Source organism: Flavobacterium sp. IMCC34852 (assembly GCF_030643905.1).
Classification (GTDB): Bacteria; Bacteroidota; Bacteroidia; order Flavobacteriales; family Flavobacteriaceae; genus Flavobacterium; species Flavobacterium rivulicola.
On the sequence record NZ_CP121446.1, the window covers coordinates 1205799 to 1222008 of the forward strand.

The window sequence follows — 16210 nt, forward strand, 5'->3', positions numbered from 1 at the left end:
ACTAGAAAAAATGACTGAAGGTAACTTTGTAGACTACGTAAAAATTTATGTTTCTTCCGGAAAAGGAGGAAAAGGTTCTTCGCATCTACACCGAGAAAAATTTATTGAAAAAGGCGGTCCTGATGGCGGAGATGGTGGTCGCGGTGGGCATATAATATTGAAAGGAAATAAAAGTCTGTGGACATTATTTCACCTAAAGTTTGCACGTCATGTCAAAGCCGGACACGGTGGCGATGGTGGAAGTTCTCGCAGTACCGGTCATGATGGTGAAGATAAAATCATCGAAGTACCATTAGGAACGGTAGTTCGAGATAAAGAAACCGAAGAAATTTTATTTGAAATCACTGAACACGGCGAAGAAAAAATTTTGATTAAAGGCGGAAAAGGTGGTTTAGGCAACTGGCATTTCAGAAGTTCTACCAATCAAACGCCAAGATATGCCCAACCGGGAATGCCGGCAGAAGAGTTGGATGTGATTTTAGAGTTGAAAGTACTAGCCGATGTAGGTTTAGTAGGTTTTCCCAATGCCGGAAAATCAACTTTGTTATCGGTATTGACTTCGGCCAAACCCAAGATTGCCGATTATCCGTTTACCACTTTGAAGCCAAATTTAGGAATCGTTGCTTACCGAGAATTCAAGTCTTTTGTAATGGCTGATATTCCGGGAATTATTGAAGGTGCAGCCGAAGGAAAAGGTTTAGGGCATTACTTTTTGAGACATATTGAGCGCAATTCAACACTATTGTTTTTGGTTCCGGCCGATGCGGATGACATCAAAAAAGAGTACGAGATTTTATTAGACGAATTACGCCGTTACAATCCGGAGATGTTAGATAAAGACCGTTTGTTGGTTATTTCTAAATGTGATATGTTGGATGATGAATTAAAAGCGGAGCTCAAACAACAACTCGATAAAGAATTCAAAGGATTACCTTATTTGTTCATTTCTTCTATTGCCAATCAAGGATTGACAGAGCTAAAAGACAAGCTTTGGGAAATGCTCAATGTTGATTTGGAAGAACCTGAAAACAGCCATGGAATATAAAACAGAATCCCGTCTCGTTCTCAAAAACGAGATGAGATTTTTTAATGTTATTTCTCGTTTTCATCTTGGCCGAAATAGGCAGCACCCATCCAGATAAGTCCAAATCCTATTCCTGCTGATGCGGCAAGCTGAAGCATATTAAAGATAAATCCTATTGCAAATCCCAGAATTGTACAGATAAAGAATATCAGTAATGCCTTTCTAAACGCGGGTTTTCTAGTTTCCTTCTTAACAAATGCTAAAAATTTATTTCCTTCTGTCTGATTAGCCTCCATAACGATATAGTTTAAATTTTTGACAACAATTTTTTAAATTTAATTTAGGCTTTTTTGTTGTAACAAAATTATTATTTGATAAATATAAAAAAAAAATTGAGACTATACTCCGAACTCAAGTACAAGCTTTGGGAAATGCTCATTGTGAATACCGAAGAGCCGGAGAATAGCCACGGTATTTAAGTTAAAACTGATATTTTACAAGCTATCCAAACGGGTAGCTTTTTTTAATTCTAAAAATTAAGTTAAAATTTACTCAAACGTTATAGTTTTATTTGAAGTTGTTCTCTTAAATTAACAAAAAAAAGTATCTTCGCACACGTTTTTAGATTATTTGATGTAACAATTATTTTTTCAGATAGACTACTAACATTCAAACTATTAACTTATATCAATACAATGAAAAAAATTATTTTATCCTTGATTGCCGCTATTATGCTTGTTCCGACAAGTGTTAAAGCTGACGAAGGAATGTGGTTTTTGATGTTTATCGAAAGATTAAACCACAGAGACATGCAAAAAATGGGCTTGCAATTGACAGCCGAAGAGATTTACAGTATCAATAACCACAGTTTGAAAGATGCCATCGTGCAATTCAACGGAGGTTGTACGGCGGAAATCATTTCTAAAGACGGTTTGGTTTTAACCAACCACCACTGCGGATATGATGCTATTGCAGAATTGTCTACAGCTGAGAAAAACTTGTTGAAAGACGGTTTTTGGGCAGCCAACAGAAAAGCAGAAATCAAACCTTCAAGTTTGTTCGTTCGTTTCTTCGTAAGAATGGATGACTGTACCAAACGTATTTTAGCAGTCGTAAATCCTAGTATGAGCGAGGCTGAAAGAGAAAAAGCGATCAATGCCGAAATTGCTAAAATTGAAAAAGAAAATAACGAAGGCGGAAAATATACCGTTTCTGTTCGTCCGTTTTTCCAAGGCAATGAGTTTTACTACTTTGTTTATCAAGATTACAAAGATGTTCGTTTGGTAGGAACGCCGCCTGAAAGTTTGGGTAAATATGGTGGTGATACTGACAACTGGGAATGGCCACGTCACACTGCCGATTTCTCTATGTTCCGAGTGTATGCTGACAAAAACGGCAATCCTGCTGAGTACTCAGAGAATAACGTGCCTTTACAACCTAAACACTATTTACCGGTAAATATCAATGGTGTAAAAGAAAATGATTATGCGATGATTTTAGGTTACCCGGGAAGAACCAACCGTTGGATGCCGGCAGGCGGAATTGAGCAAAACGTAAAGTTTGCTTATCCTGCTTGGGTTGAAGGTGCCAAAACCGGTATGGACAACATGAAAAAATATATGGATCAAAGTGATGCTTTGAACTTGGTTTATGCTTCAAAATATGCTTCAACAGCCAACTATTGGAAAAACCGTCAAGGAATGATTGATGCTTTGACTAAGTTTGGTACCGCCAAGACCAAAGCAGCACAAGAAGCTAAGTTCAATACTTGGGCTAACAAACCGGCTAATAAAGCTAAATATGGTAATGTAATTGCCAACATCAATAAGTTTTATGCTTTGACCAACGAAAAGTCAAGACACGATAACTACATGCAACAATTGTTCAGAACTACTACATTCGGAACAATTGGTAGAACGTTAGGAAGACAATTAGATGCTTATGTAAAAGCCGATGCAACTAAGCGAGCTCAAATGGCTCCGGCTATCGAAGAAATGGCAACAGAAATGTACAAAGAATTGCACATTCCTGCCGAGAAAGATATTTTAGCGGCTCAATTGAAATTGTATGCTACTAAATCAACAGGATATGCGATTGCACCATCTGTTAAAAAGATTGCTGACGAAAACAATAATGATTTTGCTAAATATGTGAACGCAGCATTTGATATGAGTATTTTTACTTCATTAGACAGAATCAAAGCTTTCTTAGTGATTCCTAGTCAAGGTGTTTTAGACAATGATCCGTTGTATGTATTGTCTAATGATATGTTGACACACTTCTCAGCAAAATCAGACGAAATTGCTAAAGCTCAAAACGATTACAGTGCTTCATTCCGTTTATTGGTAGAAGGTTTAAGAGAGTCAAAAATCGGGACTATTAAATATCCTGATGCTAACTCTACTTTGCGTTTGACTTACGGAAAAGTTCGTTCGTTACCGGCTGACAAACGCAATGACGCCAAAATCAACAATTACACTACGCTTGACGGTCAGGTAAAGAAATACAAAAAAGGTGATCAAGAATTTGACTTGCCTTTGAAAGTATTGGAAATGAACAAAAACAGAGATTACGGTCGTTATGCAGACAAAGACGGTTCGTTACACGTAAACTTCTTGACTGATAATGATATTACCGGAGGTAATTCAGGTTCACCGGTATTGAATGGTAAAGGAGAATTAATTGGTTTAGCTTTCGACGGAAACATCGAAGCAATGGCCGGTGACGTTATCTTTGATAGTAAATTGCAAAGAACGATTAATGTTGATATTCGTTATGTATTGTGGGTAATTGAGAATTTCTCAGGGGCCAAACATATTGTAGACGAAATGACTTTGGTGAAATAAACTGAAGTAACATATAAGAAAAAAGCCGACTTAAAGTCGGCTTTTTTTATTCTGTAACAATAATCTTGGTATTATCGGAATGCGTACTGAATTCGGGAGCATACATACTTTGCAGTGTGGAAATTCCATTGTTGAAGACACCGGTATTGGTGACTCTCAAATCATATTCTAAAATATAAGTGCCTTTATAAAGTGTGTCGAAAAAGAAATTGGTGGCAATGTCTTTAGTGCTTTTGTAATAATCCAGACCATCTCGCCATTCGTATTTTGACAAAACATCAACCGGTTCCAAGCAAGAGGCTCTCAAGTCTTTCAGATGCACAAACTCAAGATTGTTATTGGCGCTGACTGTCAATCTCACGGTCAATAAATCACCCACTTTCAAAGTTTCATTTTCCACAGGAACGAGTTGTTCTCCGGAAGTAGTTTTGACTTTTTTGAACAGTTTTTTATCAATAGATAAAGTTTGTGTTGAATCAGATTTGATATTTTCTAAGGATTCAAAATATTGCCAATACGCTCCGCCAAAACCGGGTGCTTTAGTTTTGTTTTCAATGATAATTGTTCCTGTTTTCGGACTTATCTCAGAAGCATTGAATTGTAGTTTGAGATAACCGGTTTCCGACTCATCTTCTTTTTTTGCTAGTTTTCGAGTTAAGATTTTTTCCTCTCCAATATTAATTTTAGTATTATCCTTGATAGATGTCCAATCGGTGCCTTGGCTGAGCAGAGCATAGATAGCCTCGGCAGTTGACTTGGTCGTGGGCCAATTTTTGGTTTGTTTGTTTTTGATAAGCCACACTTTCATGGCATCAATGATTTCTTTGTCTTTGTCAATTTCGGCAAAAGCTTCAATTAATAAAGCTTGCGTGCTGATGTTGGAGTCATACCATCCGTAACTGGAAACATTTTCAATCCAATACATTCCAATTTCTTCGTTGTTGGAAATGGTTTCTTTTAAACTTGCAATGATTTTTTTGGCAAAATCTTTTTCATTAAATCGATTTAAAGTCAGCGCCAAATATCCTTTTTCCAGGAGAGAATAAGCTAACCAATCCTCTTTGCAATACTGCAATTGCAGTTGGGCAATAGAATCACATTTTTTAGACATTGGATAACTTTTCAGAAAAAAACTTCGGGTATATAAATAGTCCAAATTGGCTGTACTTGGTCTGCCGATTTTTACGTTTTTGGGATAAGTCTCCATAAAAACTTTATCTAAATAAGGAATGGTTTTCGAGAGAATGTTTTTATATCTCAAGCTGTCATTCGGAAATAGTTTGTTCAAATGGCCAATACCTGTGATTATGTTTTGAGAAATGTATCGGTTTTGATTTCCGCCGCTAAACCATGAAAATCCTCCCGAAGGTAAAAGTCTTTCTTCTACTTTTTTTAGTGTTTTTTCATTGTCTTCTTTTAATGTGTTTAAGTCCATCAGCAATGCTAATCGCTTGTTTTGAGCTTCTTCACTTTCGGTGTCCATCAACCACGGAGTTTCCGAAAGTACTATGGATTTCAACTCTTCGTTGAGTTTTAATTTGGATTCCGGAAACTTATTATTTTGCCATTTTTTAAAAAGAGCTTCTATTTTAGGATTAATGGTGATGATTTTTTCGGCCAAATAATTAGCGTAGTATTTGCCAAAAGTTTGTTCTGAACAATCGTGTTCATATGTCATCAGATAGGGCAATGATTGCAACGACAACCATGTCGGATTTGAGGTGTATTCAAAAGTGAAAGCATGGTTTTGCAATGTTGTTGAGGTGTTGTTTTTTAAGTTGGTCAACGTAAACTCTCTTTTAGTATTTCCTTTTACCCAAATCGGGATGCTTTCGGTTACTAATATTTTATCGGTCAGTACCGGGAGTATATTTTCCTCTCCGTCACTCATATTGCCTGATTTGGCTATCACTTTATATCGCAATCCTTGAACGCCTTCCGGTATGGTAATTTTCCAATTGATTACCACACTTTGTTTGGGTTTGCAATTGAACAATCGGGTGTTGTTGGCGTTTAAGGCAATAGCATCAATAGGAGTTTCGGTTGCAGCATCATATAACAATAGGATGGCGTTCCCCAACTTTTCTTCCATAGTAAGATTGACCACTTTTACGGACAAGTTTATCTCGTCTTTTTCTCTTACAAAGCGAGGCATATTAGGCATTACCATAATATCTTTTTGTGAAATGATATCACTTTGAAAATAGCCGGATTGACCTTTTTTGTTATGCGCGAGCAATCGCAATCTCCATTTGGTCAACGATTCGGGTGTGGTGAAACTAAAATGGATTTGTCCTTTCTCATCGGTGGTCAGATTCGGATAAAAAAAGGCGGTTTCATTAAAATTAGTTCTCGTTTTTACTTGTTCTAATTCTTTCACACCGGTTTTTGTAGACAAGACAATAACGCCATTAGCCGCGCGTGAACCATATAGGGCAGTAGCTGATGCATCTTTTAAAACAGAGACATTTAAAATTTCGGTAGGATTTAATTTTAAAAAATCTTCTCTTGAAATTGGCCTACCATCTACAATGTATAAAGGTTCTGAATTACTGCTCACTGAACCTAAGCCGCGAATAACCACAGAAGCGCTATTGCCAACATTACCGGAGCCGGAGGTTATATTTAAACCGGCTACTTGGCCTTGAAGAGTTTGAACATAATATTCTAGGTTTTCAGAACTAACTACTGTGGTTGAATGTGTGGCTGCGTAAGCTTTCTTTGTTGAGAAGCCCTGTGCAACCACCACCACGCCTTCCAATTCAAGGGATTCGCCATTTAGGGTAACGTTGATGTTCTTTTCTTTTTCAAATTTGATATTGACATTTATAAATCCAACAAAATTAAATTGTAATGTTTCGCCTTTTTCCACATCTATTTCATAGTAACCGTCAAAGTCGGTTTGTGAACTACGGTTAGTTCCTTTTACCTGGATACTTGCACCGGGCAATGGAAAACCTGAGTCGTCCGTTACAACGCCGTAGACAGTTTTGGCGCTTTTGGGTATAGTGGCATTAGGACCAACTTTTTTGAGGTATTGGGTGTTTAAATAATTGTTTTTTGAATTAAAGTCGAAACCAAACCAATCAATTCTGGGTTCATGAACATAGGTTTTGTAATATTTCCAATTGAAATATAAATTCTCGAAACGAATAGTGTTGTTATACCAATTGTATTTGGGATGACTAACCGTGGCAAATCGAGCATAGTTGTTGAACTTTTCAATAGTCCAGTTATCGGTAGCGAACTGATCTAAAGAAGTATCATACATACTGGCTAAAACTTCGGCTTGTAGTTGGCTGTTTTTAACGATGAAAGACCAATTCTCGTTGCTGCTTGGTTCAATTTTGTTGCGCATACTTAGTACTTCAAAGTCGAGTTTAGGTTCAATTTCTTCTTTACTGATGTTAATCATGTCAGCATAGAAATTATTTTCCCAAAGCGTAGAGAAATGAAATTGAAGGTCGTTGCTGTAATTGGTTTCTTTTGAAATTTTTATCAAACCAACCCCGTTTTTTAGTTGGACAATACTTTCTTTTATTTTTTTGGTGGCTGAAAACATTTTCGAGTTAACATATAAATCCGGAATTACTGATTGTATTTCGAAAACAAAATAGTTTTTATCGCCTTCAACCATGTTAAGAGAAAACAAGCTTTTTTTAGAGGCTAATTTGTTTTTAGATAACAATTCAAAGTTACTGTGATTGGTGATTAAGTTTCCTTTTTTGTCTTTGGCTTCCAAAGTAACTTTGTATTTTCCGGGTTTAAAATTTTTGAGAAAAGGCAATTTAATTGTTGATTCTTTTTCAGTGTCAAAAGAAATAGTATGCAATTGATTTTCATTAACTTCAATGTCTTTGGCATCGTAAGCTTCATAAGGGAATAAAGCCTCGAATTCTTTTCGTTCCATTGTTGGCAACTCAGGATAGTGGTCTCTTTTTATCAAGAATTCTTTTTGAATTTGCTCAGTGAAGGTTATGGTGCCCTTTGTGTTTATGGGATAGTTATTGAGCGTTGTGGCTTTTATATCCATTGAATTAGTTTCTTCCAGATATAGATTAATCGGAATAATACAGTTCAATTTGAGCATTTTATTTCCAACTGTTACAGAGAAATTTTCTGTTCTGGTTTCACCGTTTAAATCGGTAATGCTAACCGCGATAGCGTAAAATAGATTTTCGATTTCAAAGGTTGATATTTCTTTAAGGGCAGTTGGGAATACTATTTTGAAATTACCCTTTTCATCAGTTGAGGTTTCGTCATTAATGTTATTGGCTTCACTACTGAATTGTGTTGCTTTACCCCAATCACTGCCGGAAATCGTATAGCTTACTTTGGCATTGTTTAGATTGGAGCCTGCTAAAGTTTTAGCATTTCCGCTAATAGTAACAATGTCTCCTATGGTGAAATTGTCTTTGATAGGGTCGAAAGTAATTTCAAAAGTCGGTCTTTTATATTCCTCAACTTTAAATTTAAACTCTCTGTAATCATTGTAATTCACATAATCCCAAAAGCTATGTTCGTCTTCTTTGGCATCATAATATTTGGTATCAACTTCATAATCATAAGGTTCTTCCACAGTCAAATAAAATTCACCGGTAATAATGTTTTTAGGAATGTCAAATTCGCCGTTAAAACTCCCAAATTCATTGGTTTGAATGTCCAAAGTTTTCACTTCGTCATCTGCTGCATTATTTATGGTAATGTGTACGGTTAAGAAAGGAACGACACTTTTAATTTTGTTTTTGTTTTTTAGGACAAATCCTTTGAAATACATTTTTTGTCCCGGGCGATAAATGGCACGGTCAAAAAACACCATAATCTTCGCCTCAAAATTTTTGTCTTCTTCGTCGTATTTTATGGTTTTATTGTAACTGCTAAAAAGAGTGTCTTTTTCTTTGGTAAATACTAATTCGCTATAGCTGTCCTCAGGGCTGTGATTGAGCTGTTTGAAGTTAATTTGACCAATCTTATTGGTTAATTCAGTCGAGTTATCGTTTTGTACCTTCGCTTTTTCAATGGGTTGTCCTGTTTTTCTGTTAAATACTTGAAAACTGTCAAAAGCATTATTTCTCTCTTCTACATAATCTAAATTTGAAACTTGAATGGTGTGATAGGCATAAGCTATTTTATTATGGTAGCCGAAGGGATTTATCGTTTCAAAAAACAATAAATAAATTCCGGTGTCTAAATTATCCATTAAGATTTCCGTTGAGTATTCAAAATGGTCTGTTTTATGAGGTAAAACTTTTAGGGAACTCTTTATAGCCTGATGGTTTTTAATGTAGTTCAATATTAATGAATCTCTATCAACCTGAATGGTTCTGTTGTTGTAAGAGTAGTATTTGTTTTTGTTTATTTCTTTATAGAGATTTAGAGGTATTTTGTAATAGGAGACTTTTAATGTATCGATGTTTTTAAACTCTACAAACGCCCTGTAGTTTTGATTTGGATATATTTGATCGGGTATATTTAAAGTAATATTCTTGCGCAGAATTTTTTCTTTCAGAGTTTCTGCTTCCGATTTAGCATTAGGATTTTCAGTATTGTTCAGTACATTTTCTATTAGTGCCAAAGTTTCGGGATAAAAGTATTTTTCACTTCCTTTCTTGGTTAACATAAAGTAGTATTTGGCCTTTTCCATTTTAATATCTTGTAACAGATAAGCGTTGTTTGTGGTTTTTTCTAATTCTGATATTTTAGTTATATAATATTCGGGATTATCGAAATAGGTGCTGAATCTTTTCATTCGGTTGTACTGCAAGGCTGCAAGATCTGTGTTGCTGTTTTTTAAACAATACTTTTCATTGTGTTGATAGGTTTCGATAATCTTTTTCAACATGAGATTTTTGATAGTATCCGTCTTGAATAGAATGAATTCTGATGTTTTTTTAAATGCTTCGAGACTTATTTTTTCGAGTTTCTTAGTTTCATAAGCATACAAATTCTTGAATCGAAAATTTAGCACTTCATTTTGTAAAAAATCATAAACACTTAGTTGCTTGGTATCAGTGTAAGGTGAAATTTCAAAAACACTCGCGAATTTTTTGATGTTGGTTGCTCGAAGTGTTTTTTCATCGCGTAATAAACCATTATAAATTGCATTTATCTCTTGCTGAAAATCCTTTGAAGTCCATGTTTTAAAGTCTTTAGGTGTACTCTGTTGTAACGTTGTTCTCTGGTTGATGCTGTATTGGTGATTTTGATAGAATCGCTCTAAAATAGATACATAAATAAAGTTAAGTAACGCTTTCTCGGAATTTTTTGCTTCTTTGATTTCTTTAGTAAGATTGTTTATTACAATCGTCTGATAGTTTTCTTCACTAACTTGAATGAACTTAGATTGGTAAAAGAAACATTTAATGATTTGATCTTGTATTTTTTTGCGTTTGGCTTTTAAATAAATAGCATTTACTACTTCATGAGCGGATTTTATTTTTCCGTCGAGTTCAAATTGGACAACTTTCTTCCAATCATCTTTAAAATCTTGAGAAAAACCAAAGGAAAAACTAATTAATAAAATGAGGGTGTAAATATGCTTCATGGTCGGTCTGTTTCTATCTATAGAGAGTCAAAGTTTCAAAAAGGTTGGAAATACTTTAAATATTTTCTAAAGTAGTTATTTATGGAAAGCTCAGGAAACTTTTCTAGGGTAATTTCTCATAGTTTATGTAAATAAAAAACGTCCTGATTACTCGGGACGTTTTTTTATTGGGTAAAGCTATTTCTTAATGAATCAATTTCTTTTTGACTACTATACCATTCTCTAAAGTAATTTCAGCTATATAAATTCCGTTAGGAAAATTGAAGTTGTCTGAAAGTTGCTTGGTGGCATTTGTCAAATGGTAACGGTTTATCAATTTGCCTGAGATATCATAAATATTTACAAGTTGAATAAATTCACTGGATTCAATTTTTAGGGTGTTGTTTACAATAGTTGCAAAAGTATTGCTGATTTCCGGATGTTCTCCGCCCAAAGCATTAGTGGTATAAACAATTTCAAATCGGTTATCAAATGTTCCTGAAGCGGTTGCAAAACTGTAAGCGCCTTCTTTGATATTATGGTCAATGCCCAATAAATTATCTCTTAAGTAAATAGTTTGGTCTTCGGTAAACAAACCGTCTAATTCATCGATGGCAATGTTGTAAATACCACCGTTAGTAACCCTATATCCTATAGGCACTACATCATTTTCATCAAACGGTAAACCTCTTCCCTGAATTACTAATTTTCGGGTATCTAAAATGGAATAAATATTTATTTCATTATTGGTAAAACTATTACCATCATATAATCTGTCATAACCATTAGTAGCTTCCGCTTTATAGTTCACCATCATTTGTCTGAAAGTATTGTCGCTGTATAGATTCAGCCAAATTCTATTATTTAAGTCATTGCTGGTGGTACTATTTGCGTTTCTAAAGAATTGCGAATTAAAGTCGGCCGCACGCATACTATTATTGAAAGTAATACTTCCATCACCAAAAATTTGAGCAAAGAAACCTTGCCCGGCAGCAATTTTTCCGTTTGGTTTCAGGCTGTTGTTACTAGGGTCAGTGGCCGGCGCCGTTCCTGTTCCTCCGGAAAGATTCCAACTTCCATAGTCTAAAACATTATATATACCTGTTCCGGTGTAAGTTGTGATTGAGGTCCAAAAGAATAATGTTCCTCCTAATTCAGTATTGTTTGAATGGGTTAAAAATGAGGCCGCATCAACCGCACTAGGATATGGATTGGCTAAAAGCACTGTATTACCTGCAACCATTGAGCTTGAGTCAAAGCTGTCAACAGGTACATTTACAGCACCGTTGCCAGGAGTTCCGATGAAAATAAAATCGATGGTGCCTGTTCCGGAAGTGAACGGAGCTATATCACTAACCCTGGTTATGAATCCTTGTCCTTGTGAAACAGAAGATAAACCTATCCATTCACCGGTTGAAGTTCCCGATTGCCAATAATATTTGTAATCAAATTGACTCGGGATTTGACCAAAGGCATTTTCTACTATTGGCGAACCCCAATAAACATAGGCCCAACGTGTCATTGGACGAGTAGTTCTTGTCATTTTAATACTTCCTGAATTGATGGCAGCATCATTGGTTTGGATTAAACTTGCACTATTTTTTATGTCAAATAATCCGCCTGTTTTAACCAAAACTTCATCGGTTATGGTAATATTATTATTTGAGTTTACCGTCAAAACACCTCCTGATTTTACATTAATGTTTTTTCCGTAAGCGTCATAACTTGTTCCTGAAATAATTGGATCATAAGTGGTATTTGGAATAATGATACAACTATTAGCATCGGGTACTCCGGCAGGTTTCCAGTTGTTGGCATTTTCCCATTGTGTTTCTGCACCCGGTTCGCCACCTTGCCATATTTTAGAATTATTAGTAACGGTTATCACTTGAGATGTAACGCAACCATTATCCAAAATTGCATTTGCTGTAAAACTGAAGCTATTCAATTCTAATTGAGCTAAGGTTGGTTTCACATAAATTACCGGCGCTGTAGTCAATGGATCATAAGCAATTGTACAAGCTGCATCCGTAAATGCCGGAATTGTAGTTGTCCAATTTAAGTCTACGTTAGGACGATTACCATACAATTCAATATCATCAATCGCTATTCCGTCACACCAATTATTATTGTAATAACGTACTCGGACTTTAAATTGGCTTACTCCAACATAGGCTGATAAATCATAAGATAGCGCTTCAAATTTTGTTCCGATACCAACATCTTCAGTAAAACGTTTTATTTCAATCCAATTTGCCCCATTGTTGGTAGAAACATCAATTGTTACATATTCATCAGCTAAAAATGCTCCGTCGACAAAATATCTGGAATAAAATAGTCTGAGACTTAATGTTAAACTAGTAAAGTTTAATGTACTTACAGTTGTTGAAGCAATTTGATTGTGTACATAAGGGATTGCATTAGCAAAATCTGAAGTAGCCATTGCAAATCCGTTACCGTTTATACCTGATGAAACGGCTGGATACCAGGTGTTTACTCCTGAAATAGCAGTGGGTATGTAAGTGCTTGTTCTATTTTGCCATTGGGTATCAGTATTACGAACACTTGAAGTAATATTTGTGTTGGTAAATGTGCCTAATCCTGTGTCAAATGTTTCATTAATCAGGTGAACTTCTTCTACATCACCGGAAGCTGATAATTCAACACCAACATCTTCACCACAAGAAGTCGGATTAGCCGGTAAAAAAGTGAGAGTTGGAATAGGACTAATAATTGCTTTTGCCGCGGTCCTTGTTAGTGATTCACATCCATTGTATGCTGTAACATAGTAAGTAGTTGTGGTGGATATTGATGGTGTCGTCCAAGTTCCTGTAGGCGTTGTGGCTACAAGTGTAGATCCGGTTGGAGTGGAGTACCATCTAAATTCAGTCACGGCAGGAATTACTATTGAGCTTGTGGCTTCTAATTCAACAGTACCCGGACCACAAGATTTTCCATCGGTGATTGCATTTATTACGGCATTACAACTAGCAACGACAGTAAATAAATAGTCTTCAGTTTCGCCTCCGTTAACGAGGTTGCCACAAGGGGTGAATGTTGTTGATCCTCCGCCTCCATTGAGGTCTACACGGATACGAATTCTGTAGTTTCCTAAAGCTTGACCCGGAGGAATAATAAAACCGAAGGTGGTTGAGGCAGTTGAAATGGTTCCTGAGTTATATACTATTTCTGTCGTATTGTCAAAAGTCCCGTCTTTGTTCCAATCAACCCATGCTTTTGTAAATGAAGAAAAGAGTGCTTGGATACTCACATTGACACCTTCACCTTGGGCTTGACGAGATAAATTGGTCAAAGCGGTAAAATCTTGATAGCCCAAAGGAGCGGAAGAATAGGTTGAATAGTTAGAAACATCATTTAATGTTCCTATAAAATTTACCTCAGTTAAATAATTATCATCCTCTCTGCCCGTAGTTACAGATGGAACACAATAATTAGAGGTTATGGTTGAGATAGATCCATTTAGAGGAGTTGTTGTATTGTATGCCGGCCCACCGGTACAAGCCGAATTATAAGCAAAAATAAAAATGTAATAGGTTGTAGTAGTTGATAATCCCGAGGCTAAAAAAGTAACATTGGAATCATTGTCAATTACCGTGTTTCCGGCACCAACAGTTCCTCCAACGGTATAGGATGTTCCATTTACTGGAGTTGGAGTTGTACCGGTAGTATTGATGACAACTAAATAATTATCAGGAGCCGGACTTGGAGCTGTGAAACTACCATTTATGGTTGTTCCTGTAGAGTTAAGTATTAGTGCCGTAGGTTGTGTAAGAGGAGCGATACATACAATGGGGTCGATTATGGTGATAGTATAATCCTCTGTTTCGCCGTACGTTCCTGTCATGCTACAACTTGATGTTGAAGTCACGTTTGTTTGTCTGCCATATCTAATTCTCATTCTGGTTGTGCCCAATGAAGCGCCTGCAGGTATAGCAATGGCAATAGTATTGATTGAATTAGCAATTACACCATTTCCAAAAGTGAAATATTCGGCAGCATCAAAAACTTGGTTCTGATTAAAATCAATCCAAGCAGCCAAACCGTGTTTTTTATTTCCAATTCCGGTACCAACACTTAAGTTATAAGTGTTTCCTCGTGTAACAGATGTTGTTTGTGCTCCTGTTGGGGCATAATTGGTATAGCCTGCAGAAGAACAAGTTGTATTATTAATCAAAGTATTCAAAGTTACATTGGCAATATAGTCTCCATTGGTTGTACAGTTTAAGTTTCCGGTAGGAATACAATAATTTGTAGATAATGTAGTAGTGTTTCCGTTCAATGGAGATGTGGTTAGATATAACGGTCCGCCAATACATGATGAGTTAAAGGAGAAAATAAAGAAATAGTATTGAGTACTAATAGTTAATCCTGTTGCTGTAAATGTAGTATCGCTGTCAATATCAACAACGGTATTTCCTACGCCGACTGTTCCTCCAACAGTATATGTTGTTCCATTTACTGGAGTTGGAATAGCACCTGTTGTATTTACAATGATCAAGTAATTATTAGGTGCCGGAGAAGCTGCAGTAAACGTACCTAAAATTGAAGTTCCACCTGGCGTTAAAATCAAATTAGTAGCTTGAACTGTAGGTGTTGTACAAGGTAAAATGGCTTGAACATTAATTTTGTAATCTTGAGCATCCGTTAAACTGTTAGTATTGCATGGAGCTGCTGCACCTTCAGCATTAAAAGCCAGTTCGACTCTTAGTCTTGACAAATCTACCACAGCTGTTCCCGGAACAGTGAAAGTATTGGAAACAGTAACACTTTGTGCTGCAGCAACTGTCGATGTTGTTGATAGAACTGTTTCTGTGGCAACGTCAAAAACACCATTTAAATTCCAATCAATCCAAGCAGAGATGTTTTTTTGAGAAGTTGTTTGATTCCAAATAGTAATGCTTATCGTGTAAGAATTGGATTGGATTAAACTAGTTGAAACGCTTGAATAATAGTCGATATAACCATTCCAAGCAGTATTGTTCTGATTTATAGTATTGAGGGTAACATTACTGATATATGAGGTTGCCGGAGTATTTCCACCAACCGAACAGTAAGTCAAACAACTGGAACCAAAAGAAGTTGTAATAATAACATCGTCAAATGAACTAACACAAGATCCATTTGAAATAGTCCATCTTAATGTTGCCGATGTTCCCAAAGCTAGTCCGGTTACTGTAGAAGTTGGAGAGCTGGGAGTTGTTATTGATGCCGTACCCGATATTACTGACCAAGTTCCCGTTCCGATACTGGGTGTATTTCCAGATAGTGTTGTTGATGTCGAACAAGCACTCAAAATTTGGTCGGTCCCGGCTAGCGCTGTTGAAGGTGCGGTTCCGGTTACAGATGTCAAAGTGTTTGTAACAGTTGTGCCGTTTACTAAGCCGTTTATAGTGCCATGAGTCACTCCCGTTCTGGAGGTGTTTCTTGTAATGTTTCCTGTACTAGCGGTGTTTGTAGCTCTTATTTGGATACCACTTATTGTCAGCACATCAGACCGGTTAGTTCCTGAGACAGTATAAGTTATAGTAATCATACTAGCCGTAACTAAAGTAGTTGCACTGTCTATGTTTCTACCAGCAGTAAAAGTTACTGTTCCGGTACCGGCCAAGAATTCAAAGTTTGTTGGAGCAACCAAATCTATAACAACATTAGTTCCGGTAGAAAAATTTCCATTGGCGGTTTCAGTGATTACAATATTTCCCAAAGAGTTGTAGCTTGAGGGATATCCTGTACAAACGCTTATAGGTAAGTTGGGTTTAGTTATTGTAACTTGTGAAAAAGAATTATGACTGGATA

The 16210-nt window shown here is 36.3% G+C and carries 5 protein-coding genes; 2 read left to right on the forward strand and 3 right to left on the reverse strand.

Going from position 1 to position 16210, the window contains the following annotated elements:
- Positions 1-10: 10 nt before the first annotated feature.
- Complete coding sequence (gene obgE, locus P7V56_RS05220) at positions 11-1045, forward strand: GTPase ObgE (RefSeq protein ID WP_171222626.1); 1035 nt, start codon at positions 11-13, stop codon at positions 1043-1045.
- A gap of 47 nt (positions 1046-1092) precedes the next feature.
- Here the strand turns inward: obgE and P7V56_RS05225 are convergent, their stop codons facing one another.
- The gene (locus P7V56_RS05225; protein ID WP_171222627.1) at positions 1093-1320 is read right to left on the reverse strand and encodes a hypothetical protein; all 228 of its coding nucleotides are present in this window, start codon (positions 1318-1320) and stop codon (positions 1093-1095) included.
- Between the two features lie 399 nt (positions 1321-1719).
- On the opposite strand from P7V56_RS05225, the gene P7V56_RS05230 reads away from it, so the two are divergent.
- Positions 1720-3870, forward strand: coding sequence for a S46 family peptidase (locus P7V56_RS05230; RefSeq protein WP_171222628.1), 2151 nt, complete (start codon positions 1720-1722; stop codon positions 3868-3870).
- A gap of 46 nt (positions 3871-3916) precedes the next feature.
- Here the strand turns inward: P7V56_RS05230 and P7V56_RS05235 are convergent, their stop codons facing one another.
- A complete protein-coding gene (locus tag P7V56_RS05235; protein ID WP_171222629.1) occupies positions 3917-10414 on the reverse strand; it encodes an alpha-2-macroglobulin family protein in 6498 nt (2165 codons plus the stop codon).
- 184 nt (positions 10415-10598) lie between these two features.
- Positions 10599-16118 (reverse strand): RemA C-terminal-like gliding motility protein, encoded by a 5520-nt coding sequence (locus tag P7V56_RS05240; protein WP_171222630.1) that lies wholly within the window; start codon positions 16116-16118, stop codon positions 10599-10601.
- Positions 16119-16210: the final 92 nt, after the last annotated feature.